The organism is Arthrobacter sp. alpha11c, assembly GCF_054149985.1.
In genome coordinates this window covers 4673663-4700307 of the sequence record NZ_CP196747.1, presented here as the reverse complement: position 1 = coordinate 4700307, position 26645 = coordinate 4673663, and the positions used below count along the sequence as shown (strand labels likewise).

Genomic DNA, 26645 nt, shown 5'->3' with positions numbered 1-26645 from the left:
TTCCAAGACGTTCGAAGCGGGTCTACTAAAGCTGTCCGCCCGGACCGCTGTCGTCCACCTCACCGCGCCAAGCACCTGTTTCTGTCCCCCGGGATTCGATAAAGTCCTTAAACTTCCGCATATCGGCTTTGACCTGCATCTCGTCGATCTGCAAGGCCGCACCTGCCTTTTCGGTAAACGTTTCCGGTGCCCACTCAAAATGGACGTTGACCTTGGTGTGATTATCATCCATCCGGGTGAACCGCACGACGCCGGCGTGTGACTTGCCGTCTGTACTGCGCCAGGCGATCCGGTCGTCAGGCTCCTGATCGACGATTTCGGTATCGAATTCGCGTTCCACACCAGCGATTTTGGTGACCCAGTGGTTGGTGGTGTCAGTCAGTTGAGTCACGGACTCTACACCGGACATGAACTGGGGAAAGGACTCAAACTGGGTCCACTGGTTATAGGCCGTGCGTACCGGGACGGCGACATCAATGGTTTCTTCAACGGTTTCCATTTTTCCTCCTATTTGTTGGTGCTGCCCGCAAGCAGCGGACAGCGGTAGGCCTCAAGGCGCGCTGGAGTACGCGTAGGTTCAGAATGGCTGTGATCTCCAAGTGGAGTGCCTGAGGATAGTCGGATGGACTTCGTCCGGGCGATGGACAATCGCCGGGAATGTAGGGATCAGAGATGATCGACATCGACTGTTTCCTCAAGAAAGGGAGGCCGCTGCCCACCTCTGGACCTGCTCCCGCTTTTAGGCTAGACCTCGATATGTTGTGGGGCAAGGATCCGACGAGGCCCACAGCGCGGAGGCAGCAGTCACTTCTTTGGTAGCAATTTTCAGTTGTTTCCGGAGACAGCACTACCAACGTTGTACCGTCTTGCTTCCAACGTTGTACCCTGTCATCAGGGCGATTCCGGCCCTTTGCGCAGGGAAAGGAGCGGCCATGTCTGTCACTATCCGGGACGTCGCCAGGGTCAGCGGTTTTTCCATCAAGACGGTGTCCAACGTCATTAATGGCCACCCGCAGCTGCGCGAAGAAACGCGGGCACGGGTCCAGGAAGCCATTGACCAGCTGGGGTACAGGCCGAACCTCTCCGCGAGGAATCTGAGGTCCGGGCGTACTGGGGTCATTGGGCTCATCATCCCGGACCTCACCACGGCCTATTTCGCTGAACTCGCGGACGCCGTGATGCGTGCCGCTGCCGCCAAGGGAATCGCTGTCCTCATTGAACCGATCGGCAGTGGTCGTGAAAATGAGCTGGCAGCCCTTCGTGGCCAACACCGGCACATGGTGGACGGCATCATCTACAGCTCTCTGACTTTGGGATCTGCGGATACGGAAATTCTGAAGGGAGTGGACACGCCGCTGGTTGTCCTGGGTGATACATCCTTCGAGGGCCAAGTGGATCGCGTCACCATGGCAAACACTGCGGGAGCAAAGTCCGCCACGGAGCACTTGTTGAGCATCGGCCGACGCAGGGTTGTGGCCTTGGGTGCTCACGAGGGCGATATTGTCGCGTCCGCGGAACTTCGCTTGGACGGATACAAGGCCGCACTGGAAGACGCCGGAGTGCCCTTCGATCCCAAGCTGGTTTATTACGCCGATTCCTGGCACCGGAGGGGCGGTGCCGCCGCAATGACGCGGATGCTCGCCGACGGATTGGACTTTGACGCGGTGTTTGCCTTCAATGACACCTTGGCGCTGGGCGCCATGCGCGTCCTCCAAGAGGCCGGGCTGCACATCCCGAAGGATGTAGCGATCGTCGGCTTTGATGACCTGGATGAAACGCAGTATTCCCTGCCGACTTTGTCCACCATCAATCCACGGCGGGACCAGATCGCCCAGGCAGCTGTTGAGATGCTCCTGCGGCGCATACAGGGCGGCGATGGCCCGGAGGCCAACGAGATTGAAACGGGCTTCTCCCTCCAAGTCCGCGAGTCCTCCGGCGGATCCACGGACAGCGCCTCGCTGGCAACATCTGCCGCTTGAAATAAAAATCCACTGAGGTCTTGACCGCTTTCGAAGCACGGCGCATGCTTGATACAACGTTTACGTACAACGTTTACCTAAATCGTTGACAGCAGGTTTTGGGGACATGGCTGTCCCATTTCACGAAAGGGCTGACATGAAAAGGTCGCTCACATTCCTCACCGTCGTCGCCGCCGCGTCGTTAGCGCTAACGTCCTGTTCGGGGCGGGGGCGCCGGCGGGAAAGCAAAGACGGCGCGCAAAGCGGAACTCACGTTCTGGCACGGTTACACCGAGGCTGACGGGAAGGTCCTGAACAAGATCGTTGACGACTTCAACGCCTCACAGAATGAAGTCGAGCATCAAAGTCCAAACCAATCCATGGTCGGTCATTGATGACACCCTTCTGCCGGCCCTCTCCTCCGGAAAGGGTCCGGACATCGTGGCGATGCCGGCCGAACGGCTCCCCGTCTACGCTGACAAAGGGGCCTTCGTTCAACTGGATGACTTCTACAAGAATCCGTCCAGCAACCTCGACAAGCTGATTCCCGCCGCCGCGGACATGGAAACCGTCAACGGACACAAGTACGGCGTCCCATCCGGCTTCGTTCCCCTGGCGATGTTCTACAACAAGTCCCTGTTTGCCAAGGCTGGAATCACCACCCCTCCCACTACCTGGGACGAATGGATCGCCGCGGCCAAGAAGCTGACCGTGGATGAAAACAACGACGGAACTCCAGAACAGTACGGACTTGGTTTGCCTGACCACGCAACCGTAGCCAACGGCGTCTGGCCTTCCCTCTTCTACGGCAACGGCGGAAACGTCGTCAAGGATGGCAAGGCTGTGGTCGACTCGCCGGAGAATGCCCAGACACTCAAGACGTGGGTGGACGCCATCCGGAACGACAAGATCTCACCAGCCGGCCTGGACGGTATTGCCGGTGACAAGCTCTTCAGCAGCGGCAAGGCAGCCATGTACCTCGGTGGGCCGTGGATGTCCTCCATCGCCACTGAAAACAAGATCGATTACGGCATTGCCGCCGTCCCTGCCGGGCCTAAGGACCAAGCCGCGTCCGCTATCGGTATTTCGATGGGCATCACAACCCAGAAGGACGAGGCGAAAGCCGCCGCAGCACAGAAGTTCTTCACCTACTTCCTGCAGAAGGAACAGGCGACAGCCTGGTCCCTGGGTTCCGGCTGGCCGCCGCTGCGCTCAGACATCCCGGCATCTGATGTCGCCGCGAACCCTGTAGTGGAAGCCTTGACCAAACAGTCTGAATTCGGCCGCCCGCTCCTGCCCGGCGTCGTGAACAGCACGGACGTTCTGACCGCCGTCGACAAGCTCACACAGCGCGCTGTGGCCGGCGAGAACATTCAGGATCTGCTCAAGGAAACCCAGGCGTCTGTCCAGAAGATCGTCGACGCCAAATAGTTGAACGGAACAGGTGCGGCGCCTCGTGGGCGCCGCACCTTCCGGAAGGAAGCTCCCCAAATGAGCACCACCATGCACAAGAAACGACGGCGGCACCCCGGTACCGAGCGCCGGCCCCCTTGGGCGGCCGACGCAACCCGGCCATCGGGCAACGCCGCAAGAACATCCAGGCCTTGGCCTTCCTGATCCCAGCACTCTTGGTCCTAGGCGCATTCACCGCCTGGCCGATGATCTCCGCCCTGAGACTGTCCTTTACCGATGCCAGCGGTTTCGGCAAGGAAAAATGGGTCGGCTTGGAGAACTACGCCCGCATCTTCACCGATCCGGTCATCCTCAATGCAGTAGTCAACACCGCCCTTTACGCACTGTTGTTCACGCCAATGGCGGTGGTCCTGGCACTCGTTTTGGCCCTGCTGCTGAACGATCCCCGGCTGCCATTTCGCGGATTCTTCCGAACCGCCCTATTCCTGCCGTTCATCATCAGCCTCGCTGTCGCCGCGATTGCCTGGTCCTAACCTGATCGACCCCCAGGTTGGTTTGTTGAACTACTGGTTGGGGAACGCCGGGATCCGCATCGGAAACGTCCTGCAGGATCCCGTCCTGGCCATGCCAGCGGTTGCGTTCGTAGCCGTGTGGAAAAGCTTTGGCTTCTACATGGTCATTTTCCTCGCCGGCTTGCAGGAGATCCCGGGATCTCTCTACGAGGCCGCGAAGGTGGACGGCGCCGGGCCCCTCATGCGATTCCGGCATGTGACCATGCCGATGCTTTCCAACACCACGGCTTTTGTCCTGATTTTCGCCCTCATCGCAGCCCTCCAGGCCTTCGACCAGATCTATGTGATGACCGGCGGAGGACCTTACGGCCACACCGAAACCGTGGTCATGCAGATTTACAAGTCCGGGTTCCAGAAACTCGACGTCGGTTTCGCCTCCGCACTCTCCTACGTCCTGCTGGCCGCCACGCTGCTGCTCAGCGTTGTCCAGTTTGTTTTCTTCGGAAAACGAGAACGGGAAGGTGACTAATGTCCACCACATTAAGACTGCAGCACGCCCCTGGCCGAGCCGGGTCTAAATCCCGCAATGCCACGAGGTCGAGGCTGAACCGCGCGTTGGTGGTGGTTCTCCTGGGCCTGGCGACGGCCGTGATCCTCTTGCCCATCGCCATCATTATCTTCACGGCCTTCAAACCGGTGGCCGAGGTTAACGCTTTTCCGCCGACGCTCACGCCGGCCACGTGGACCCTGGACAACTTCACCAGGATCTTCCAGGACCTCCCGTTCATCCGGCTGATCGCCAACAGCTTCGTCTTTGCTGGTGGAGTAACGCTCTTTGCCCTCCTGTTCGATTCGCTGGCTGCCTACGCATTGGCCAGGATCGACTTCACCGGCAAGAAGTTCCTGCTGATCGCGATCATTGCCAGCCTGATGATTCCCTTCCAAGCCACCCTTGTTCCGGTCTACCAACTGGCAAGCGACCTGGGCTGGGTCAACACCTTCGCTGCGCTGATCGTCCCCCGCGCCGCGGATGCCTTCGGGATTTTCTTCCTGCGGCAGTTCTTCCTGTCCCTCTCCCAGGGACCTGGACAATGCAGCCCGCATTGATGGCGCCTCTGAGTGGCGCGTTTATTGGAATGTTGTCCTCCCGAATGCCTTGCCGGCCATCTTGACGCTGGGAGTGTTCGTCTTCGTGAACAACTGGAACGACCTGCTCTGGCCACTGATCTTCACCACCGACAAGGACATGGGCACTCTGACCTCAGGGCTGACCCTCTTGACGGGACCGGGCGGAATCGTCCCCTACGGCGTGATGATGGCAGGCGCTCTGGTAGCCATCCTGCCCCTCGCCGCCATCTTTATGTTTGTCCAACGCCGCTTCATCGAGAGCGTCGCCACCACAGGATTGAAGTGAGGAAAAATTTGAACTGGCACGAAGACGGGCGCCTGCATTTCGGCCTCGGGATTGAAGACACCTTCATTCCCCAGGAACGCGCCGGAGAGCGGTCCCTGGACGAATACGAACTCACCCAGCACTACCGCTTCTGGCATCAGGATCTGGGGCTTGCCAAGGAGGCGGGCGCAGAGTTCCTGCGTTGGGGTATTCCCTGGTACAAGATCAATCCCGAGCGTGATGTCTGGAAGTGGGACTGGCTGGACCAGGTGATGGAACGGTTCCAGGAACTTGGGCTGAAGCCCTTGGTGGACCTGATGCACTACGGAACCCCCACGTGGCTGGACAACCAGTTCCTGAACTCCAGTTATCCGGAACGCGTGGCTGACTACTCCGCCCGGGTCGCGGCACGCTACGCCGATACGGTGGTGGACTACACACCGGTTAAACGAGCCCATGATCCACACCCTGTTTGCCGGAAAGTTCGGGCACTGGCCACCCTACCTCGCGGGCGACGACGGCCTCGTCGCCTTGGTTCGCAACCTCTCCAAGGGATTTGTCCTCGCCCAGCAAAACATGGCCGAGGTGCTTGGCGAGCGGGCCATCTTCACCCACGTCGATGCTGGTTTCCGGTTCGTCAGTGACTCCAACAACGGCGAACACGACGATGAACTCCGTCACCTCAAGGCGCGCTCCTATCTGGTGGAGGACCTGGTGACGGGCAAAGTGGATGCCAATCACGAGCTCACGCCCTGGCTCTCCCGGCACGGAATGACCGACCACGATCTCGCTTGGCACCAAGAGAACATCGTGCTCCCTGATGTGATGGGCGTTAACTACTACCCCCTGCACTCCACCGAACTCCTGGAATCTGCGCGTCCCGTCCGTGGTGACATCAACGATCCCCGTGCTGTCCGCAACGACTGGACGGAGGGATTGGCCGACGTTCTGACCACCTACGGCAAGCGCTATGGTGCTCCAGTTGCGCTCACCGAAACCTGCCTGACAGGCTCCTATGAGAGGCGGATCGAGTGGCTTGATGCCTCCGTACGATGCGTCCAGGAACTCCGCGCGGCAGGGCAGGACATCGTGGGATACACCTGGTGGCCAGTTACGGATATGTACGAGTGGACCTACCGCTACGGCACCGAACCGCTTGAACACTACCGGCTCACCATGGGCCTTTGGGACCTTGTCCCGGACGAAATCGGCACCCTTCACCGGGTGAAGAATCGCGTCGCCGATAGGTTCCAGCATTACGCCGACGCAGCTGTGACCCAGCCGGCCGCTGGTATCACCAAAGAACCCGCATTCGCCTCCGAAAAAGGAAGAAGCCCGTGGCCACAGCACGCCTGACCCTCGACCCACGACGCACCATCGACACAGTCAACCGCAGGATGTTCGGTTCATTCGTTGAACACCTTGGCCGCTGCGTGTATGACGGCATTTACGAACCCGGCCACCCCCTCGCCGACTCCGCCGGATTCCGGAACGACGTCAAGGAACTCGTCAAGGAACTGGGAGTATCCGCAATCCGGTATCCCGGGGCGGGAACTTCGTCTCCGGATTCAAATGGGAAGACAGCGTTGGCCCGGTGGAACAGCGGCCCAAACGGCTTGACCTCGCATGGCACTCCACCGAAACCAACCAGGTGGGACTCCACGAATTCGCAGGATGGCTCGAGGAAATCGGCAGCGAGCTCATGCTCGCCGTCAATCTCGGAACACGCGGCACGGAAGAGGCCTTGGATCTGCTGGAATACTGCAACCTCCCGTTCGGTACCGCCCTGGCCGAGAAACGGGCAGCCAATGGCCACGACAAAGCGTTCAACATCAAAATGTGGTGTTTGGGCAACGAAATGGACGGTCCATGGCAGATTGGGCATCGCAGCGCTGACGACTACGGCAAGATTGCCTCCCAGACGGCAAAGGCCATGCGCCAACTGGATCCTTCCATCGAACTTGTCGCCTGCGGTTCCTCAAGTGCGGCCATGCCCACTTTCGGCGAATGGGAACGAGTGGTGCTGGGGCATACCTACGACGACGTCGACTTCATCTCCTGCCACGCCTACTACGAGATCAAGGACGGCGACCTGGGAAGCTTCCTGGCCTCGGCGGCAAACATGGACCGGTTCATCGACTCCGTCACCGCGACGGCAGACCATATCAAGGCTGTGAAGGGAAGCGACAAAACCCTGAACATCTCCTTCGATGAATGGAACGTCTGGTACAACGAACGTTTCGAAACGGTGGATAAGATCACCGGGATCGACAACTGGCCGATCGCTCCCCGGCTGCTTGAGGACAGCTATACCGTGGCGGACGCCGTTGTGGTGGGAAACCTCCTCATTTCGCTGCTCAACCACGCGGACAGAGTCACCTCCGCTTCCCTGGCCCAACTGGTCAACGTCATTGCCCCCATCATGACCGAACCCGGCGGACTTGCCTGGAGGCAGACCACCTTTTTCCCCTTTGCCCTGACCTCCCACAACGCAAACGGCATTGCTCTGGACACCGGACTCGAAAGCGAAAAATACGACACTGCCGCCCATGGCACCGTCAGGATCGTCGACGCAGCCGCCACCCACAATCCCGACGACGGATCCGCCTCGGTCTTCCTCGTCAACCGCAGCTCAGACCAGGAATCTACTGTCACCATCGACACCAGCCATCTCCGGGACGTGCAAATACTTAGCGCCCTGACGCTGACCGATACCGACGTCTTCGCCGCCAACACCCTGGCCGATCCACACCGCGTTCAGCTCCGTGACCTCGAGGGAACGGAGCAGGGCCCCGGCACCATCACCCTTACGCTGCCACCTGTCTCCTGGACAGCGCTGTTCCTGACCAGCACCCCCGAAAAGGCCTGATACGCAGCCAACAAGAAATGGGAGAACAAATGCACGAACAATCTGTGCCTTCAGCCATGCCCAAATACAGGACCAGCCCTCCACGCGCCAGACCGATCGTCGCCGTCGTCGTGCTTGTCATGCTGGCAGTACTGGCCGGTCAGTTCACCGCGATACCGTCAGCCGTGGCAGTGACCACCGGGAATGGTGCGCTGGTGTACTCACCGCCGGCGGGATCCTCGTTCAATCCCGAAGGCGGACGCGCGGCAGGTACCACCTACGCCAAAGTCATCACCCTCAAGAACAACGGGACCGCCAACGGCACGCTGCTGTCCACCTTCGACAAACTTGTACTGACAAACGGCGTTCAGAGCTATCCCATCCACCGCAGCACGGACAACGGCGCCACGTGGACCAAGATCTCTGAAGTGAATCCAAGCATCACCTTTCCTGCCCTGACACGGACAGCCCAACCCTTCCTCTTCGAACTCCCCCAACAGGTTGGCAACCTGCCCGCCGGCACTATTCTGCTCACGGGGATGATCATGCCCGAAGACCGTTCCAGCAGCAGACTTGTTGTGTACAAGAGCTTGGACAAGGGCGTTACGTGGTCCTACCAGAGCACCATCGACTCCGGCGGACCGGCAGTTTACGATCCCAGCCCCACCTCCACCACGAGTACTGTTTGGGAACCCTCCCTGGCAATCGACGGCAACGGCGGACTCGCGGCCTATTTCTCGGACGAGCGGCAAAAGGCAAACGGAGTGCTCCAAGGCGTTTCTTACCGACGCTCTACTGATGGCGGCCTCACCTGGGGTGCACTCGGCAACGTTTCTGCGCCGACAAACAACAGTGACCGCCCGGGCATGATTACCGTGACCAAGATGCAGGATGGCCGCTACCTGGCCACTTTCGAAGTGGTCAACCGCCCCAGCCAGTCACAGAACACAGCGCCCGTCTATTTCAAGATCTCGCCCGATGGCCTGAACTGGTCGCCTGAAGCCAGCATCGGCACAAAGGTAGCTCTCAAAGACGGGCGAGGAATTGGGTCCTCCCCCTTCGTGAGGTGGGTTCCCACCGGCGGACCTAAAGGCATGGTCGTCATCGCCTCGAAATGGTCACTTGACGCAGCCGGCACCATCGACGGCGGCCAGAACTTCTACGTCAACTACAACCTTGGCGATGGTCCCTGGGAAAGGCTCCCCTACGCCGTCACCTATGACGCATCCGATACTCAAGGCGGGTCCTTCACCGGCTTCGCGCAAGGCTTCGACACCAGCGTTGACGGCAGGACGCTCTACCAGGCCACCAATGTTGAAAATCCTGCTACCACCTACAACGATGTTCGAGTCGGCTCGATCCCCCTCGACGCCCAGCAGTACGAAGCCGAACGCGCAGTCCGGCAGGATGCAGCCCTGGTGAACGATCCGGATGCGTCCAATGGCTCAAAAGTAGGCAACATCAACAATGCCGGCAGCTCGGTCACCTTCACAGTGAGGGTGCCAACTGCAGGAACCTACACACTGAATATGCGCTACACGAACGGAACCGGAGCAAACAGCTCGCACGCCGTCAAAGTCAACGGGGGCACATCGAGTACCTTGAATTACCCGGCGACGGTCGACTGGGGACGCTACGGCTGGGTGCAGATGACGGCTACCCTGTCGGCCGGAGCCAACACGGTGTCCTTCACCAAGGCAACCTCCTTCGCCGAACTGGATGTCCTCCAGGTCTTCAACCCTTCCAGCAGCCTGGATCCGCAATTCCGGGTTACCAACCGCAACAGCGGCAAATCTCTGGAAATTCTCAGCGCTCTAACAACCGATGGCGCGGGAGCCGGACAATGGGGCGATACCGGCAATGCCACGCAGCTATGGAGCATCAAACAAGTCAGCGGAGGAATCCAGCTCACCAACGTCAACAGTGGCAAGCTCCTCGAAATTGGCTCGGCAGCTACGGCCGATGGGGTTCAGGCGAGCCAGTGGGGCCCAACCGGTAGCCCTACACAGGTCTGGGCACCGACCGTTAGCGGCGGCTGGTGGAAACTCGCCAATGCCAACAGCGGAAAATTGCTGGAAATAGCTGGTGCTTCAACAGCCGATGGCGCCCATGCCCAGCAATACACTGCCAACGGGTTCACGTGCCAGGAATGGAAGCTGAACCGCGAAGGAATTCAGTAACTTAATGAAGGACCCCTCTGCCAGCAAAACCGGCAGAGGGGTCCTTCATTGGACCGCCCTTTTCCTGCCGAAAGGCTTCAGGGTTGGATGTGACGCTTCAATGCATCCAGGGTCGTCTCCGGCGAGGTGTTGAAGCAGAACGTGATTCCTGGTGATTCGGCGTTGCACGCATTGATAACCCGTTCGAAGAGTTCCGTGTACTCCGGGACCATCCTGATGCCTCCACCGATCATCACCAGGCCGAATTGATCGCGGGCGAACGCTTCACGAAGCTCTGCTTCGGCTTCGTCAGGCGAGGTGCCGATCAGGCAGGACACTGCATCAAAACCGGCAGCGATGGTTGCCCCGAACCCAGCCTCGATCCGCTCGGTCATGGTTGCCTCATCCAGTCCCGGCGGCAGTTTGCTGTAATCAAGCGCGCGGGCATGGATACCGATCATTAGGATTCGAGTCATGGTGCTTACTGTGCCATTGCAGTCAAATATTTGTCTGCTGAGGCGGCTCAGGGCTACCGACCCGGGGGGGAACGTTCACTCTATTGCCTTGCCTCGTGGGCGAGAGCTTAATGGTGCTCGGGGCGCCGCCCGACGCTCCTGTCTTCGGAGGAGAAAACAATGAGTCTGACGACTAGATCACTCGCGATTATCGGCATCGCATTCGCGGGAACTTTGGGACTCGCACCAGCTGCGTCAGCAACGATCCACCCCATAGTCGAATCGGTTGACTGTGCCAGCCAAACAGCCAATGACCACCATCCGCTGGGAGACGTTGCTGAGGTTCCGGGCGTAACCCCGGGATATGGCAACCACTCCACCAACAGTGATCTCGCGTCCCTGTCAGCCACGACGGATGGTTTCACCGACTTCTCGAGCCCAGCTTGGTCTGACTTCAAGATCAACGGCACGTGCGGCCAGGTGGGTAAATAGCCTAGGAAAAGCGCGACCCCCTGCTGGGAGGGGTCGTGCCACAAGGGTTACGTGCCGCAGAACGTCCGGTAGGGGCCGAAGTTCTCCGGTGCAGGCACTGCAAACCGCTCCAGGCCCGGGCGCTCGAGGTATGGCGAACCCAGCGCTTCAAGCAACCGTTCCGCTGGCCCTGTATCCCCCTCCGTGGCGGCCGAAAGGGCTTCCTCCACCAAGTGGTTTCGAGGGATGTAGACCGGGTTGACCCGGTCCATGGCATCAGCATCCGGCGTCACCGCCCGCCAGCGTTCCAGCCAGGCATCGAACGCTGCCAGGTCCAGGATCTGGCCGCGCGCGGGTTCAACCTCCCCGCGGGCAGCCTTACCGAGGCTTCGGAAAAACGAGGTGTAGTCCGCGCGTGACTCCTGGACCAGCTCAAGCAGGTCATCCACCAAAGGTGAGGCAACGCCGTCGTCGATTCCCTCAGGTAGCCCAAGTTTGGCCTTCATGCCGTTGAACCAGGTGGCGCTGTACTGCTGGCGGAATCCGGTGAGTGCCTCGACGGCAAGGGCCACCGCCTGCTCCTCATCCTCATGGATAAGAGCGGCGAGTGATTCGGCGAAACGGGCAAGGTTCCACTCCGCAACCAACGGCTGGTTGCGATAGGCATAGCGTCCGGTTTCATCGATGGAGCTGTATACCGCTCCCGGATCGAAGCCTTCCATGAAGGCGCATGGACCGTAATCGATGGTTTCGCCGGACACGGTCATGTTGTCGGTGTTCATGACACCGTGCACGAAACCGACGAGCATCCACTCGGCCACCAGTTTCGCTTGGACCGCAATGACGCCTTTAAGCAGCCCGAGGTAGCGGTTGTCTTCCTCAGCAGCCGACCGGTGGTGGCGTTCGATCGCGTGATCGGCAAGGCGGCGCAACAGATCCATGTCATTGGTGGCCCTGGCGTATTGGAAACTGCCCACTCGCAGGTGACTGCTGGCAACCCGGGTCAGAACGGCGCCCGGCAGGAGAGTCTCGCGCTGAACCGGACGGCCCGTCGCGACCACGGCCAGGGACCTCGTAGTGGGAATGTTCAAAGCATGCATCGCCTCGCTCACGATGTACTCGCGCAGCATGGGACCGACCACCGCCTGTCCGTCACCGTTGCGGGCAAAAGGCGTCCGCCCCGAACCCTTGAGGTGGACGTCGCGGAGCGTCCCATCGGCGTTGGCCACCTCACCCAGCAGGAGGGCCCGCCCATCCCCCAAACGGGGTGAGTACCAGCCGAACTGGTGACCCGAATATGCCTGGGCCACGGGGGTTGCCTGTTCCGGGAGGGCACTACCGATCAGCAGCCGAATGCCCTCCGGGCTGCTGAGAAAACCAGGATCAAAACCGAGCTCGACGGCGAGGGGCTCGTTGAGTGCCAAAAGCTGCGGATCAGGTGCCTCCTCCGCCCGCCAAGGAATAGCCATCTCAGGGAAATCCCGCGCGAAATGTCCCTCAAAGGCGATGGTGGAATGCGCAATCTCGCTCATCATTCAAGGATAGCGATGGTGGCTCAATCGCCGTCCACAGCCCGTGGGCTAGCATATGAACCACTGCCTTTGGGCGGGGATCTATTGGGGGCGGTTCCGCCAGAAAAGAGGCACCACATGAGTTCGTTTGCGCAAGCACGTCCATTTTCAGCCACACCTGGCTGGGCCGTCGGATACGCAGCTGTGTCCCTGGTGGCCTTCATTGGTGCCACCGCACTCCTCTTCAGCAACGCGTTCTACCTACACTGGGCTGAACCTGCTCACCTGATCCTGACTGGATTCGTTGGCCCGCTCGCGGCGACCATTTCCGGCGTCGTGCTGTTGCGTCGCGTCGGGCGGCTGTCTGCCCGGGCCGCCGTGTTCACAATGGCAGGTGCGGTGCTTGCATGGGCCCTCGCCGCAACCACGGCAGCAAGCTGGTCTGTGCGCTTTGACGAGGCCGACGCTGGACAGGACTTCGGCTGGTTCGGGTCCTCGATGCTCGTGTTCATGATCCTGGGGTGGATTTCTGGAACAGCCTGTGTTGCTGTGGCAATTGACTCCCTCCGCGCGAACCGGCGCACGACTCCAGTCCGGGTCATACAGTCCGTCCTCTTGGCAGCACCAATCGCACTCATTCTCGGAGCCGTCATACTGATGCCTCCGATGGTGGGCATGCTGGGAGCCGTCGTGCTGCTCATTGTGGCCCTGCGGCAAGGACGTCCCGTTCCTTCGCCGGTCAGGGCCGCGGTGTCCAATAGTCACCCTGCGCAGCAGAATAATCGCACTGTTGCCGTTGCGGCCTTTGCCTTGCTTATAGTGGGTCTGGGATGCGCTGCCTTTGCGCTGACGGGAAGTCTGTGGACATCCGCGGTCAGCGATGCCACCCATGCCATGAACCTCGGTTTGGGCTTCGGCGCCTTCGCCGGTATCCCCCTGCTGATGATTGTCGGACACGTCCTTGCCCAACGCCTCGGAGCCACCGCACCGTGGGTCGTCCTTCTCGGTTGTGCAAGCCTTGCCGCTGAAGGCGCAGCACAACTCCTCGGAGCCGGTCACCCATGGCAGTGGCCGGCAGTGGTTGCTGCGGCAACGCTCATGGGCTTCGCGATCGCACTGCCCTTTGGTCGGCTTGTAGCTGGTTCGCGTTATGCCCGCATCGGCGTCATCATCTTGATGGGGTTGGCAGCATCAACACTGGGACTGCCGTTGGTGACTATGTCCGCGTTCCTTGCACCGATTGGGTCGGGCGTTCTCCTCATCTGGGCTTGGCGGGCAGCCTCTGCTCCGAGCCGCTGCTGAGACAACGATTCCTGCTCTTGTTCGCCCCACATGCCGTACAACGGCGAGTGGGGCGAACAAGACCGGGATCCTCGCCTCAGATACTTAGATCATTCCACCGCGCGCGCCGATGATCAGTTCCAAGGACCGGAGCACAGCGAACGGGACAACGCCGCTGGTGCGCGGGTTTTGCGGCGATACTTTGTTGCAGATTTCAAAGCGGTAATTCCCGCTGTTTCCTGAAGCCTCAATCAAGTGCGTCGTAAGCTCGGCCGCCGGGTCTGCCCTTACAGACACGGCCACGGCGTCCCAGTCATCTACTGCAAGGGCGACGGCGGCTGCCACGTTGAGCGATTTTGGGAACAATTGCGTGGCTTGGGTGGCGGGACCGGAAAAGATCTCGATGGGGCCTGCCGTATTCCGAATGCGATCAGCCTCAACCTCGTCCATCCACGGCTGAATCAGGGAACCCGGGAGCTTGGTTGTGGTTATCCTGACGGCGTCATAGCCCGTTGCGCGGGCGCCCGAAGCCAACAAGTCCAGGCCGCCAATGGAGCCCGGGGTCAAGAAAAGCCTGCCAGGCCCTGCGGCCGACAATCGCTCTGAGAGGTCTGGGTCAGCAAGCGCCCCGAGTGAAGTAGCGAGCAGGTCTACGCCCGCAGAAAGCACCGACTCACCGTGCTCGATCAAGACCTCCTGCCCGGCACATTCAACCAGGAGGTCACAGCGCTCCAATGCTTGGTCCATCTCAAGCTGGGGTGCCGGCGCGTTGTCTATGGCGCTGCGGCAAATGATTCCCTCAAGGGTGGCTCCCTTGACTTTTCCAGCGGCAATGTCAGCAGCAACACGAGCGCCAATGGCTCCATGTCCGATGATTCCGATCCTGCGGGCTCCTGGCTTCATTCGATTCCTTGCTTGATGGAGTGGATGGACGAAACCCGCGCCGTGATCGTCTAGACGTTCAGGGTAAGTTCGTCCGCGGAGGAAGCCTTCGGGTCGTAGGCGACGATGGAGGCTTCAGTTTTTTTCAGTAGCAGTGCCAGTTGTTCGATCTCCTTGGCGGTCAGGCCGGCGAGCATATTGCGCTGCGTTTCCAGATGCTTTGAAATGACCTCGTCAATGAGCTCCTTGCCATGGTCCGTCATCTGGGCGTAGACCACCCGACGATCCTCCTTCGACCGAACCCGCTCAATGAGGTTTTGTTCCTCCATACGGTCCAGCCGGAAGGTGATACCGCCCGTAGTCAGCATGGACGAACTTGCCAGTTCACCGGCCGTCTTCCGGTGCGGAGGGCCGGATCGACGCAAGTTCGCCAAAACATCAAAGGATGCCAACGTGAGCCCGTACTCCTCATAGTTCACATCCTGCACAGCTCGCTGCCGCGCCACCAGGCTCTGCAAGCGGCCAAAGACGCCGATGGTCCTGGGATCAAGGTCCGGGCGTTCGCGGTGCCAGTCCTCAATAATGGCGTCCACGGCGTCCGTGTCAGCGTTCCGCGATTCGGTGGTCATGCGCACTCTCTCCTTCATTCGGTCTAAGCATCTTAACACTGAGCTTCCCAACGAGCGCAGCAAATTCTGAGCACTTTCCACCGGCATCTTGCAGCGCCTCCCATTATATCTTAGTCTTGAGATAGTTAGAGTCGAGGGAGATCAAATCCATGCTGACTCTTGCGAAATCTGGCAATTACCAATCCGAGAGAGGTCCATCATGAGCGACGTTATCGAAAGCAAGTTACCGGAACTTGAGGAGCTGATTGATTCGGCCATCGCCTCCCGTGAGAGCCGGGTTGTTGACTTCAATACCCTGAAATTCCAGACCAAAATGGGTGAAAAATTCCGGCGGGGACAGGTGCGCTACATCGGTTCCGGAGCTACCGGAGACCACTCGGACGATGGCAACATCCTCCAGGCGGAGCATTTCACCTTTTCCAACATGGTGCTGCCCGCCGGATGCGTGGGTCCTGAGCACACGCACCCGGACGTCGAAGAGGTGTTCTTTGTCCTCGAAGGAGAGGTGGAGTTCAGCGTGCACGACGTTGAAGACGGCAACAAGAAGGCAAGCCGCGTGCTGGGCTACCGCGATTTGATCCGCGTCCCGGCAGGTGTTCCCCGGAGTTTGCGCACCGTCAGCGACGTTGATGCAATCATTTGCGTGATCATCGGCGCCAAGAAACCGGAGATCCCGTTCTATCCGCCGACGTCGGAGATGTATGGCGTGACCCGCTAAATCTCCAACAACCCGGGTACCGGCCGATGTGGCCGGTACCCGGGTTTTGTTTTGCTGAATTACTGGGGATGGGAAGAACTCCACCAAGGCAAGGGAAAGAGCCTGCAGCTCGAAGAGTTTCGAGCTGCAGGCCCTTTGGGCTAAGCGATTCCGTCTGAGAGAATGGCGGCCTGTTTCTGCGCATCGGCATCATGCACCCGGCGGATCCTGGCTACTCCAAGATCGTGCTGATACAAGTGCTCGTCCCTATCCGCATCTGCAGCCAGCGCTTCCAACAATTCCCGGTCCTGCTCCAAGACCACCCAGTGCTTTTGTTCAAGAGTTGTCTTGTACATGAATCGCCAGACGTCCCGTTCCCAGTCTGAAACGGTCCGGGTACGCCAGTGGAAAACGGCGGAGGTATGGGCATCGATGGGAGTGGACATTCCTACGATGCCGAAGGAACCCCCGGGGCCTGCCGAATCGGCGTACGGGATCTCCAGGTCCACATAGTCCATGGATTCACGGCAGTACTCCACCCAGTCAAAGTTCTTGCCGCGCTGGTCCGTTTTCTCAAAGAAGAATCCACGATCGGTCTCACGAATACGGAAGCGGGCACTCGTATCACCGCCAAACATTGAATGTGAGTCACGGTGCAGGAACGCGCCGTGCATCGGATCCAGGACGTTGTCCATGTAGAAGCGCCACGGACTATTCCATTCCGCGTAGTTGGAGAACCAGGAAACCTCGGGGTTGTCCAGGCGGTCGGGCAGCTTGAACTCTGTCACCTCAGAGTCCTCGGTCAAGGGCATGAAGGCAAAGATCATGTCAGCGCCCTCCTCCACAGCCAGCGACGCGGTCACCGTCTTGCCCTCAAGCGCGCAGCCCGGCATGCCCGGAACCGAAACGACGGTCCCGCTGCCGTCCACCTGAACGCCGTGGTATTTGCAGGCCACCCTGTCCCCGAGGTGTTGGCCCACGGACAAGGGTGCGCTGCGGTGGGGGCAGCGATCCTCCAGCATCCGGATTTGCCCCCTGGCGTCCCGGAACAGCAGCCAATCCACGCCCAGTCGCCGGACTTTAACCATGTCGCCGGGACCCACGAATCGTGACGGGTAGATGGGATACCATCGGTCCCTTAGTCCCGTCGCGGCCAGTTCTGCGGCGTCGAGTTGGCGGCGCGTGCCGACCACAGTTTTGATCTTGGCCCGGCCGGCCCTGGCTCCGGCTGGAGCGCTTGCAGTTGCAGTTGTCATGTCCTACTCTCCCAGTCGTCGCATTTCGGAACGGAATCGGGTTTCATCCCAGGGTTCACCGTCCGGGGCGTTCAGGCCCAAATTGTTCAGCCCCGAGACGATTGCCGGCAGTTCGTGGCTACCGCTGGCGAAAATCTCGGACAGGGCCCCGGCCAGCTTCAGTTCATAAGGATTGGGCGGACCCACCCGGGACTGGTTGGCTTCAAGATATTGCTCAGGCACTGTGTTCCTCCTGTGTTTCGGTGACAGTGTGCAGACCTTCAGCGATGTTCATGAATGACCTGCTCCACTCGTTGAATGAGTGAGATCGGCTCTGGTGTGCTGGAACGGCGGTGTTGTCGATGATGACAAAAACCCCGTTAGTGATGCCGCCGGCGATGCTTTGCGGTATGGAGATATCGGTATCGAGGTCAGGCGCAGCAGCGATGACCAACGACGGCGCCCGCACCCGCCGGAGCGTGGCCACAAATCCCTCAACAGACGTGTCCACCAGCGGGTCACCGAGGATGAGGCTCTTGACCTGCTGCGGGTGCAGCGCAGCGAGCATGATGGCACCGTATGCGGCTGTTCCGCTGGCCAGAATGTGCGCAGGACCCGACGCTGACTCGTGAAGCGCGGACGAGGCTGCCTCAACCCAGTCATCCATCTGTCCGGGCGGTCCGGTGACATCGAAGGTAACGCCGATTCCGGGTTCCCAGGCACGGGCTCCCAAAGCGTCTAGCTGATGGGCAAACCATTCGCCTGCTCCCCCGCCACCGTGCAAGCACACGACGTCATGCTGTGGCATGACATCGCGGAGTGGCATGATGTCGCCGGGCGCATGGCCAAGGCGCGGATCGACTTCCGTACTTGAATTCATGTGCTCTCCTGCTCCTCTACTGATGTGGGGTTGGAATATGCACCGGCGGCACGAAAGCTCCCGGCACGGGGTCCAATGCGGTGACGTCGATCTCGATCACCGCGGGCCCCCGCACCGCGAGCGCTTCCACCAACGCCCCATCAAAGGTCCCTGGGCCGCGCACCCGCCAGAATGGCAAGTTCAGTGACTGGGCTAGCAGACCAAAGTCCGGTGTGTGCAGGTTGACCCCTGCCTCGGCGAAGCCGTTGGCTTTCTGCATGTTGCGCAGCACCCCATAGCCGCCGTCATTGAACACCAGCACCACGCACCAGACCCCTGAACCGGCAAGGGAGGCGAGTTCACCAAGATGAACGGCCAGGCCGCCGTCGCCGGCAATAACTACCGTGGGAACATCCGGGCGGGCGCAGGCTGCCCCGATGCCCATGGCCAAACCTTGGCCGATGCCGCCTCCCAGCGGAAAGATATTGGTTTCGCGGGAGTACATTTCCAGCAGGCGGTTACCCCACTGGCTGGAGGGTATGGTCACATCACGGGCAACAACGGATTCCCGATCCAGGCGGTCCCTGAGGCTGTGGCAGATTTCCGCATAGCCACCGATGTACTCAGTCAGCCCGGCCCGTACCTCAAGGCGTACATTGTGCACTTGCTGCGACCAGCCGGGGTCCACGGAATGGCTACCCAATTGGCTGACCATCGCCTCCAGAATCGCGCGGGAGTCACCCACCAGACCCACAGTGGCCGGATACACCCGGCCCACGGCTTCAGGGTTGAGATCCAGCTGGATGTGGGTGCCGGGCAGTTTGAGTGAATAGTGCTGCGTCTCGTTGGAACGGAAGTGCGTGCCAATGCTCAGCAACACATCAGACTGTTCGATCAGCCGGACTGCGGCGGGAGTGGTAGCAAAGTTGCCGATGACAAGATGGTCATCTTCCGGAACCACGCCCCGGCCCGAGTTGCTGGTCAACAGTCCCGCGCCGAGACGGTGCAGCAGAACCGCAAGTTCCTTTTCCGCTCCGGCCGCTCCTCCGCCGGCCCAGATCAGCGGGCGCTTGGCACCCGCCAGGAGCCTGACGGCCTCGGCGACAGCATCGGCGTCGTAATCGGGTAAAGGCTTCACTTGCGCATCGATGGGGCGCTGATCCTCCGGGTGGGCAAGGTACTGCAAATCTGTAGGCCATTCGATGCTGGCCGGTGTGTGAGGCGAGGAGAGCAGGTGTGCGATTGCCTCCTCCAGGTCCGCCTCCGCATCCTTGCCATTGAAAATGGTGCGGGCATAGCCAGAGACCGCGTGGAGCATCTGCAACTGGCGCGGGACCTCATGGATCACGCCACGGTTGCTGCCCATGAATTCGCTGTCGATCTGGCCGGTAATGTGCAGCACACGGCTTCCCGCGGTGAGCGCCTCCACCATGGAGCCCGCGGCGTTGCCGGCTCCTGTACCAGTGCTGGTCAGGGCAATCCCGATTTTGCCGGAGGCGCGCGCATAGGCGTCAGCCGCGTTGACTGCCGCGGCCTCATGGCGGACGGCAACAAAGTTCAGCTCCCTGTCCACTGCCTCGACGAGGGGAAGATTGTGGATGCTGATGACCCCAAAAGCCGTGTCGATGCCGTGGCGACGCATGACACGGACCAGGACATCACCGCCTGTTGGCCCTCTTGGGACCGTTGCTTCTTGTGTCACTGACATATCTGGATCTCTTTCCTGATGAAGTTCAGCTGGCTAGACATAGCGCCCCACGCCACCGCCGACGTCGATTGTTGCTCCTGTGGTGTATCCACTGAGGGGCGAGAGCAGGGTGACAATATGGAAAGCCACCTCCTCAGCCGTGCCGAAACGGCCCAGCTTGATGCCGCGGTTGCCGGCGATCTCGGCACTCCAGGCCTCGTAGTCGAGTTCAGAGCCGGCTTCCTCGAAGCGTCGCCGCCACTGGCCGGTGTCCACCAGGCCGAGCAGGACCGAATTCACCCGCGTTCCCTCTGTTGCCAAATCTTCGGCAAGGGAATGCGTGAGGTTCAGCAGTGCGGCGCGGGCAGCAGAGGTGGCAGCCAGGCGTAGCTCAGGCTGCCGGGCGAGGATTGCGTTGACGTTGACCACCGAGCCGTGGGCCGATGCCGTCAGGGCAGACCTGGCGGAACGTACCATGTTCAAAACGCCGAAGATCTTCAGGCTGAACTCATCACGCAGCTGCTGGTCCGTGGTGTCCTGAAGTGTGGCCATCAAGGATCGGCCGGCGTTACAGACCAGACCATCGACGGCGCCAAACCGATCCAAAGTTCCCGCGATAAACCTGTCCGTGGCATCTTGGTCCGTGACGTCGCACGAAGCAAGGTAAATCGAGTCCTTGTCCGCCCAGGAAAACTCCTCGAACGCTTCGGCCAAGCGGCCGGCGTCGCGCGCGCAGGCAGCAACCTGCGCACCTTCGCCCAGCAAATAGCGGGCGGTGGCAAGGCCGACGCCGGAACTCGCCCCGGTGACAACCACCGTGCGGTCCTTCAGTTGCAGGTCCATATGTGGGACTCCTAGTTAGTGGTTTTTGTCCGCTCCAGGGCGGTTCGGCTCTGCGATTTCGGTGACCTGCGATTTCGGTGACCTGTGACTTCAGTGGCCCATGACGAAGCCGCCGTCCACCACGATGGTCTGGCCGGTGATGAAGCCTGCAGCATCGGACAGCAGGAACTGGACGACGCCGGATACGTCCTTGGGTTGTTGGTCCCTGGGCAGCACGCGGTTCTCTTCGTAGAGACGGTAGCGGGAGGCCGGCACTGACTCGGTGGCTTCCACCCGGGTCAGCCCTGGGGCGACGGCATTGACGCGGACTCCGGCTGGTCCCGCGTCGCGGGCCATTGTCCGGGTCATCGCCAGGACGGCCCCTTTTGATCCGACGTAGTGGACCAGCCGTGGAGAGCCGTAGAGCGCTGCGTCTGATGCGATGTTGACAATGGAGCCTGCCTGGCTTTGTGCCAGCTGGGGGTAAAGGTGTTTGCTGACCAGCCAGGTCCCGTAGGCATTGACGGTCATCACCCTTTGGAAGAAGTCTTCTTCCAGTTCCCAAAAGGCGTCGCCGCCTACGCCGTCGGCCAATGCCGCATTGTTGACCAACGCATCCGCGCCACCAAGCTGCTCGACCGCAGCGGCCAAGTCCGCCACCGAGGTTTTGTCAGCGATGTCGGTGATGACCGCCGTCGCGTCAAAGCCCTGTCCGCGGAGTGTTGCGGCAGCATGCTCAGCGAGGTCTGCGTTCTTCTCCGCAATGACTATGCGGTCTCCGCTGCTTGCCAATCGTTCGGCAATGTCGAACCCGAGTCCCCGCCCGGATCCGGTAACTACCACCAGACGCGTCATTGGATGCCCTCCCAAAAAGCGAGGATGGCAGCGGACATCTCCATCGGCTTTTCCTGCACTGCGGCGTGCCCTGCACCGGCAATGATGCCCAGTGCGGCACCGGGAATATTCTCGGCAAGGACCTTGGATTCCGCGACGCCAGTGATCACATCGTCCTGGCCCACCAAGACCAATGCCGGAATCCGGAGCCGAGGCAGCAGCTCCGTGGTGTCGCACTGCGCCATCATGGTGGCGGCCGACGAAAAGCCGGAGAGGCGGACGGCGGCCATGTCCGCCCGTACAGCTTCGGCCACCCAGGCCGGGGCGGACGGGGAGACCAGTCTTGCCGATCGTCGGGCCGCGAGAATTTCGGGACCGACGGCGGCCAGTTCCGGAACGCGGGCCAGCATGCGTTCCGCCGCGGTCCTCGTAATTCCCGAACCCCGGGTGCTGTCCGCCAGCACAATGGACCGCACCGCCTCCGGTGCTTGAGCGGCTATCCGGGTGGCAATCACGCCTCCCCATGACGTGCCGATCAGGTGGGCTGGGCCCACATTCAGTGTGGCCAGGATGTCCAGCACCAAATCAGGATGATCCAAGCCCTCCGGTGGTGCTGCCGATTCGCCATAGCCGGGCGCATCCCAGCAAAACGTCTGGTATCCGTGGGCGCTCAGCAGTTGAGCCAGGGCACCACAGGATGAGGCGGCGCCCCCAATGCCGTGCATGAGGAAGACCGGTGCTCCTTCCCCGCGAATAACAAGGGAGACCCCGTGGACAAATTTCCGGCGTTCGGCAATGGTGCCAGTCAACGCGGTGTCAGTCGGGGCGGTATCACTGGATGCTGTGCCAGTCGACGCGGTTTCCGTGGCGGTCGGCAAGGCGCTGCTACGCATGGGCTTTTACTGCGGCAGGAGCTTCCAGCATGGAGAAGTAATCATCGCGTCCAGGGACCACCAGCGACCTGTACCCGCTATCCGGAACGCCGGCCATGGCGCTTCGGACCGCGGACGTGGGTGGACCAGCGGTTCCCCATTGGTCGGAGAGTTCCGGCGTCCGTTCCCACGTGCGGCACAGCCAACTGTCCTCGTCCACCTGGGCTACTTCGGAGGTATATTCGCAAACCAGGCCTGAGGGGTCTGTGAAATACGAGAACGTATTGTCGCCAGGCCCGTGACGGCCCGGCCCCCACTGAGGAGCGATGTTGTGCCGCTTCAGGTTGCCGATGCCGCGCATGAAGTGATCAATGCTCTGCATCTCGTACGCCACATGATTGACCGAGGTCCAGGGAGCCTGGTTGAACGCGATGGCATGGTGCTCGCTGTTACACCGCAGGAAGGCCATCTGGTGCTCGGACCAATCTGAAATCCGCATCCCCAGCACCTGCGTATAGAACGCCGTGGCGCGATCAATATCCACGGTGTTGAGCACAACGTGGGCGATCTTGCGTGGAAGTGCCCGCCGACCGGCCGGCTCCTGGCTGACTACGGCGTGGACATTGGCGGAGAGTTCCACCAGCCTGCCTTCGGGATCCACCAGCTGAAGACCGTAGCCGCCGGCAGCATCATCCAAAGGACCGGGCTCACGGAAAAGCGGAATCCCCAGGGCGGTGAGCTTAGTAGCTGCACGGTCAACGTCCTGCGGTGTGGCAAGGGCGAAGGAGACCCCGCCCAAGGCATTCTGCTCGCCCCTTTCCAGCCTCAGGATGTGGTGTTCGGAACCGGTTCCGCGGAGCCAAAATTTATCAGTGTCCTCCTCCACGGTGGAAAGGCCCCAGACTTCGTGGTAAAAATCCCTGGCTGGCCGGGTATCGGGCACTTTCAGGGACACAGAACGCAGCGACCGCAGATTGCAGACAGGCTCTGCTGAGAAATAGTTCATGGGAATCAACCTTCAGTCGAGTGGTGTTCGTGCTAGAGATCCAAAATCAGTTCCCGGGACCGGCAACGTGAGACGCAAACAAACATTGATTTGTTCTCTGCCCGCTCGGCCGGGGAGAGCAGGAAATCACGGTGCTCAACGTCCCCGTCGATGACTCCTGTTTCACAGGTTCCGCAGATGCCCTCTGCACATGAGCTGGGAACGTTAATGCCGGCGTCGTTCAGGGCGTCCAGAACGGAAACATCGGGCCCAACGGCGATCCGCTGGCCAGTGCTGTGGCAGATGACATCGAAACTTGTCTGGTCGAGTTCCGGTCCGGGCACGATGTCCGGTGCTTTGAACCGCTCAATCCTCAATCGCGATTCGTCTGCCATGGCGCCGGCCACAGCTTGCATCAAAGACTCAGGGCCGCAGGCATACACCAAGGTTTCAGGCGGGAGCGAGCCGACTGCCTCCGACAGATCCGCGTAGTTGCCGCCGGCTTCGTCGGCAGCGTGGATGCTTATCCGGTGCCGGGGCAGGTCTGAAATCTCTGACAGGAAGGCCATGGTGGAACGCGACCGGCCGGTGTACAGCAGGGACCAATCAGCTCCAACTGATTCCAACCGCCGCACCATGGAAATGATCGGGGTGATGCCAATACCGCCAGCTACCAGCGCATAGCGTTCGGCATGATCAAGCTCAAAGTTGTTGCGCGGGCCCTCAACCTGGATGAGCGTTCCCACCGGGAGCTCATCATGGATGAGCTTGCTGCCACCTCGGGAATCGGGGGTTCGCAGCACGGCCACTGTCCAACTGGTCGAGTCTTCCGGGTCCGAACACAAAGAGTATTCGCGAGTGAGCCCATTGGGCAGGTGCAGGCTCAAGTGGGCACCTGGAAGCCACTGCGGGAGCGCCGCTCCGGCGGGATCAACAAACATAATCCGGATGACGCCGTCGGCTTCCCAGGTTTTCTGCTGCACCCTGAGCGTCAGCACCTTCGGTTCGGGGACATCAGGGGTCACCGCCGCACGGTTCTGGATTTCCACACTCATGGGTATTCACCTCCTCCGATGCGCGATTGCTTCGATTTCCACCGTGGCTCCATAGGGCAGGGCGGCCACCTCCACAAACGAACGTGCCGGGCGCGGCGACTCGAACAGCTGTTCGTAGTGCATGTTGGCTTCGTCCCGCAGCGTCACGTCGGTGACGAAGTAGGTGGTTTTTACGACGTCCGCCAAGGACATACCGACGGATCCCAGTCGCTCGGAGAGCCTCGCGGCCGCGGCTACCAGCGCTTCGGAGCGGCCGGGTACGGCATTACCACTTTCATCCACCGACAATGCGCCGGAGATAAAGCCGAATCCCCCGGCCGCAAAGGCGGGGCTGTAGGGGTGAGCATTCATTGACGTACCTTTCGAACGCAGGATGGTGGTAGACGGTCCGGGCTAGTTGCCGGCCCATGGGATGGATGCGCCCGAGAGGTCGATGTAGATGCTCTTCTGGTGCATATAGGATCGAATGCCGTCCCGGCCCTTTTCAGTGCCCAGACCGCTTTCCTTAAGCCCGCTGAACGGGGTGGAGATACTGAACTGCTTGTAGGTGTTCACCCAGACGGTGCCAGCCGAAACGGCCCGCGCTGTTCTCCAGGCCAGGCGGTAGTCAGCAGTCCAGATGCCGCAGGCCAAACCAAAAACGCTGTCGTTGGCTTGAAGGATGAGATCGGCTTCATCGTCAAACGGCAAGACGACGGCCACCGGCCCAAAAATTTCCTCCTGGCAAATGACGTCCGAGTTACTCACGCCAGCAATGATGGTGGGCTCATAGAATGCACCAGCCTGAAGCCTGGACTCATTGGGGGCAGTGCCGCCGCAGAGGATTTGCGCACCAGCCAGCCTCGCGTCGTCAACCATCCCGGCGACGGCGTCACGATGGGCATGGGCGACCAGTGGCCCTACCTGGGTGCTTGGGTCCGTTCCGGGTCCGATTCGCAGGGCTTCGGCACCCTTGACGAGTCTTTCGACAACGGAGTCGTAGACGGATCGCTGGATAAAAACGCGCGAGCCGGCAATGCAGCTCTGCCCGCTCGAAGAGAAGATGCCATAAAGCACGCCGGCCACAGCCTGGTCCAGGTCGGCATCAGCAAAAATAATGGTGGGCGATTTTCCACCCAGCTCCAAGGTAATGGGCATGATCTTCTCGGCCGCAATATGGCCCAGTTGACGCCCCGTGGAAGTCCCGCCCGTGAAGGAAATCTTGCCTACGTCAGGGTGTCGCGCGAGCGCGTCGCCTACGACGCGGCCGGGGCCGGGAAGGACAGACAGCAGACCTGCAGGTAGGCCGGCCTGCTCACAAATCCGTGCCAACAGCAGCGAAACCCAGGGCGCCCAGACCGGCGGCTTCACCACGACGGCGTTCCCTGCAGCGAGTGCCGGAGCCACCTTTTGTGCGTCGCTGGCAATCGGCGAGTTCCAGGGCGTGATGGCACCCACCACTCCGATCGCTTCATAGGTGGACATGCTGAGGTAGTTCCCGCGAGGGGACGTCAGTGCGTCCTCCATGGTTTCAAGAGCGGACGCGGTGAAGCGGAAGGTGGCTGCCGCGCTCATGGCGAGCGCCTTGGTTTCCACGAGTGTCTTACCTGTGTCCAGCGTCTGCAGTTCGGCAATGCGATCAGCGTTGATCTCGATGGCTGAGCTGATGCGGTGCAGGACAGCAGCGCGCTCGTGAGGGAGCTTCTTTGCCCATCCGGACTCTTCCACGGCTTTCACGCCGGCAGCAACAGCGGCGTCCACATCCGCCGTCGTTGCTCCGTGGAGGGTGGCGAAAACCTCAGAGGTAGCGGGATTGACCGATTCGATCAGCGCACCGCTGCCCCGGGTCCAGACGCCGCCCACGTAGATCTCATCCCGCGTATCAGGAGCGACCACCAGCTGGGCGTCCGCAGGGCTGGGCAGGGAAGTGTTTCCTACAAGGCTGTCCGTACTCATCTTCAGCTTCCGTTCATCTCTCTGTCATCCCCACGACGTGGATTCATGTGAACTACGTCATAGGAAAAGAATATCAGTACTAAGATACTTCCTGTCAAGATATTTAGGTTCAAAGTTAATTTGCTGCTTGCATGCTCCAAGCGTTTGGAGGA

At 60.6% G+C, this 26645-nt stretch carries 27 protein-coding genes and 2 pseudogenes; 13 read left to right on the top strand and 16 right to left on the bottom strand.

Annotated elements, in window-relative coordinates:
• Window positions 1-25: 25 nt before the first annotated feature.
• A complete protein-coding gene (locus ACTAQJ_RS21930; RefSeq protein WP_498699390.1) occupies window positions 26-499 on the bottom strand; it encodes an SRPBCC family protein in 474 nt (157 codons plus the stop codon).
• A gap of 433 nt (window positions 500-932) precedes the next feature.
• Here ACTAQJ_RS21930 and ACTAQJ_RS21925 point away from each other — a divergent pair, with 433 nt between their 5' ends.
• The 10 genes and pseudogenes from ACTAQJ_RS21925 (at window position 933) to ACTAQJ_RS21880 (ending at window position 10304) form a co-directional block, all read left to right on the top strand.
• A complete protein-coding gene (locus ACTAQJ_RS21925; protein ID WP_498699388.1) occupies window positions 933-1979 on the top strand; it encodes a LacI family DNA-binding transcriptional regulator in 1047 nt (348 codons plus the stop codon).
• Window positions 1980-2306: 327 nt separating this feature from the next.
• The gene (locus ACTAQJ_RS21920) at window positions 2307-3389 is read left to right on the top strand and encodes an ABC transporter substrate-binding protein (RefSeq protein WP_498699385.1); all 1083 of its coding nucleotides are present in this window, start codon (window positions 2307-2309) and stop codon (window positions 3387-3389) included.
• Between the two features lie 119 nt (window positions 3390-3508).
• A complete protein-coding gene (locus tag ACTAQJ_RS21915) occupies window positions 3509-3904 on the top strand; it encodes a carbohydrate ABC transporter permease (protein ID WP_498699383.1) in 396 nt (131 codons plus the stop codon).
• Between the two features lie 25 nt (window positions 3905-3929).
• On the top strand, window positions 3930-4412 hold the full coding sequence (locus ACTAQJ_RS21910; protein WP_498699381.1) for a carbohydrate ABC transporter permease: 483 nt from the start codon (window positions 3930-3932) through the stop codon (window positions 4410-4412).
• Window positions 4412-4990 (top strand): carbohydrate ABC transporter permease, encoded by a 579-nt coding sequence (locus tag ACTAQJ_RS21905; RefSeq protein WP_498699379.1) that lies wholly within the window; start codon window positions 4412-4414, stop codon window positions 4988-4990. Before ACTAQJ_RS21910 ends, ACTAQJ_RS21905 begins: the two co-directional genes overlap by 1 nt.
• A complete protein-coding gene (locus ACTAQJ_RS21900; RefSeq protein WP_498699378.1) occupies window positions 4914-5297 on the top strand; it encodes a carbohydrate ABC transporter permease in 384 nt (127 codons plus the stop codon). The genes ACTAQJ_RS21905 and ACTAQJ_RS21900 overlap by 77 nt, the downstream gene beginning before the upstream one ends.
• Window positions 5294-5647: pseudogene (locus ACTAQJ_RS21895) on the top strand (family 1 glycosylhydrolase); the annotation flags it as partial. The gene ACTAQJ_RS21900 and the pseudogene ACTAQJ_RS21895, both read left to right, overlap by 4 nt.
• 85 nt (window positions 5648-5732) lie before the next feature.
• Entirely contained in the window at window positions 5733-6632 is a 900-nt protein-coding gene (locus ACTAQJ_RS21890; protein WP_498702253.1) for a hypothetical protein, read from the top strand.
• Window positions 6614-8145: pseudogene (arfA, locus tag ACTAQJ_RS21885) on the top strand (arabinosylfuranosidase ArfA). The gene ACTAQJ_RS21890 and the pseudogene arfA overlap by 19 nt, the downstream one beginning before the upstream one ends.
• Before the next feature lie 29 nt (window positions 8146-8174).
• Window positions 8175-10304, top strand: coding sequence for an RICIN domain-containing protein (locus ACTAQJ_RS21880; RefSeq protein ID WP_498699376.1), 2130 nt, complete (start codon window positions 8175-8177; stop codon window positions 10302-10304).
• 77 nt (window positions 10305-10381) lie between these two features.
• On the opposite strand, the gene ACTAQJ_RS21875 is transcribed toward ACTAQJ_RS21880, so the two are convergent.
• On the bottom strand, window positions 10382-10759 hold the full coding sequence (locus ACTAQJ_RS21875; RefSeq protein WP_498699374.1) for a hypothetical protein: 378 nt from the start codon (window positions 10757-10759) through the stop codon (window positions 10382-10384).
• 159 nt (window positions 10760-10918) lie between these two features.
• Here ACTAQJ_RS21875 and ACTAQJ_RS21870 point away from each other — a divergent pair, with 159 nt between their 5' ends.
• On the top strand, window positions 10919-11230 hold the full coding sequence (locus ACTAQJ_RS21870; protein WP_431116252.1) for a hypothetical protein: 312 nt from the start codon (window positions 10919-10921) through the stop codon (window positions 11228-11230).
• Window positions 11231-11277: 47 nt separating this feature from the next.
• On the opposite strand, the gene ACTAQJ_RS21865 is transcribed toward ACTAQJ_RS21870, so the two are convergent.
• The gene (locus ACTAQJ_RS21865) at window positions 11278-12741 is read right to left on the bottom strand and encodes a protein adenylyltransferase SelO (protein ID WP_498699373.1); all 1464 of its coding nucleotides are present in this window, start codon (window positions 12739-12741) and stop codon (window positions 11278-11280) included.
• Between the two features lie 117 nt (window positions 12742-12858).
• Between ACTAQJ_RS21865 and ACTAQJ_RS21860 the strand changes: the two genes are divergently transcribed.
• On the top strand, window positions 12859-14022 hold the full coding sequence (locus ACTAQJ_RS21860; RefSeq protein ID WP_498699371.1) for a hypothetical protein: 1164 nt from the start codon (window positions 12859-12861) through the stop codon (window positions 14020-14022).
• 84 nt (window positions 14023-14106) lie between these two features.
• Here ACTAQJ_RS21860 and ACTAQJ_RS21855 read toward each other — a convergent pair whose 3' ends face one another.
• The gene (locus ACTAQJ_RS21855) at window positions 14107-14904 is read right to left on the bottom strand and encodes an aspartate dehydrogenase domain-containing protein (RefSeq protein WP_498699369.1); all 798 of its coding nucleotides are present in this window, start codon (window positions 14902-14904) and stop codon (window positions 14107-14109) included.
• Between the two features lie 50 nt (window positions 14905-14954).
• Window positions 14955-15512: a MarR family winged helix-turn-helix transcriptional regulator gene (locus ACTAQJ_RS21850; protein ID WP_498699366.1), complete on the bottom strand. Its 558-nt coding sequence runs from the start codon at window positions 15510-15512 to the stop codon at window positions 14955-14957.
• Between the two features lie 199 nt (window positions 15513-15711).
• Between ACTAQJ_RS21850 and ACTAQJ_RS21845 the strand changes: the two genes are divergently transcribed.
• The gene (locus ACTAQJ_RS21845; protein WP_431116265.1) at window positions 15712-16230 is read left to right on the top strand and encodes a cupin domain-containing protein; all 519 of its coding nucleotides are present in this window, start codon (window positions 15712-15714) and stop codon (window positions 16228-16230) included.
• A 140-nt stretch (window positions 16231-16370) separates the two neighbouring features.
• Here the strand turns inward: ACTAQJ_RS21845 and ACTAQJ_RS21840 are convergent, their stop codons facing one another.
• From ACTAQJ_RS21840 to ACTAQJ_RS21790, 11 genes are all read right to left on the bottom strand, one after another.
• Complete coding sequence (locus ACTAQJ_RS21840; RefSeq protein WP_498699362.1) at window positions 16371-17465, bottom strand: Rieske 2Fe-2S domain-containing protein; 1095 nt, start codon at window positions 17463-17465, stop codon at window positions 16371-16373.
• A 3-nt stretch (window positions 17466-17468) separates the two neighbouring features.
• Window positions 17469-17687 (bottom strand): recombinase-like helix-turn-helix domain-containing protein, encoded by a 219-nt coding sequence (locus ACTAQJ_RS21835; RefSeq protein WP_011774623.1) that lies wholly within the window; start codon window positions 17685-17687, stop codon window positions 17469-17471.
• On the bottom strand, window positions 17680-18324 hold the full coding sequence (locus ACTAQJ_RS21830; RefSeq protein ID WP_498699360.1) for an alpha/beta fold hydrolase: 645 nt from the start codon (window positions 18322-18324) through the stop codon (window positions 17680-17682). The genes ACTAQJ_RS21835 and ACTAQJ_RS21830 overlap by 8 nt, the downstream gene beginning before the upstream one ends.
• Before the next feature lie 16 nt (window positions 18325-18340).
• Window positions 18341-20011, bottom strand: coding sequence for a thiamine pyrophosphate-binding protein (locus ACTAQJ_RS21825; RefSeq protein WP_498699358.1), 1671 nt, complete (start codon window positions 20009-20011; stop codon window positions 18341-18343).
• 33 nt (window positions 20012-20044) lie between these two features.
• Window positions 20045-20833 carry an SDR family oxidoreductase gene (locus ACTAQJ_RS21820; protein WP_498699356.1) on the bottom strand — a complete coding sequence of 263 codons (789 nt, stop codon included), beginning with the start codon at window positions 20831-20833 and terminating at the stop codon, window positions 20045-20047.
• Window positions 20834-20923: 90 nt separating this feature from the next.
• A complete protein-coding gene (locus tag ACTAQJ_RS21815) occupies window positions 20924-21667 on the bottom strand; it encodes a 3-oxoacyl-ACP reductase family protein (protein WP_498699354.1) in 744 nt (247 codons plus the stop codon).
• Window positions 21664-22539: an alpha/beta fold hydrolase gene (locus ACTAQJ_RS21810; protein WP_498699352.1), complete on the bottom strand. Its 876-nt coding sequence runs from the start codon at window positions 22537-22539 to the stop codon at window positions 21664-21666. Before ACTAQJ_RS21810 ends, ACTAQJ_RS21815 begins: the two co-directional genes overlap by 4 nt.
• Window positions 22532-23524, bottom strand: a complete 993-nt coding sequence (locus ACTAQJ_RS21805) for a VOC family protein (protein WP_498699350.1) — start codon at window positions 23522-23524, stop codon at window positions 22532-22534. Before ACTAQJ_RS21805 ends, ACTAQJ_RS21810 begins: the two co-directional genes overlap by 8 nt.
• 32 nt (window positions 23525-23556) lie before the next feature.
• Window positions 23557-24558 carry a PDR/VanB family oxidoreductase gene (locus tag ACTAQJ_RS21800; protein WP_498699349.1) on the bottom strand — a complete coding sequence of 334 codons (1002 nt, stop codon included), beginning with the start codon at window positions 24556-24558 and terminating at the stop codon, window positions 23557-23559.
• Between the two features lie 6 nt (window positions 24559-24564).
• Window positions 24565-24909: a RidA family protein gene (locus ACTAQJ_RS21795; protein ID WP_431116280.1), complete on the bottom strand. Its 345-nt coding sequence runs from the start codon at window positions 24907-24909 to the stop codon at window positions 24565-24567.
• A 42-nt stretch (window positions 24910-24951) separates the two neighbouring features.
• Window positions 24952-26493, bottom strand: a complete 1542-nt coding sequence (locus tag ACTAQJ_RS21790) for an aldehyde dehydrogenase (RefSeq protein ID WP_431116281.1) — start codon at window positions 26491-26493, stop codon at window positions 24952-24954.
• Between the last annotated feature and the right edge of the window lie 152 nt (window positions 26494-26645).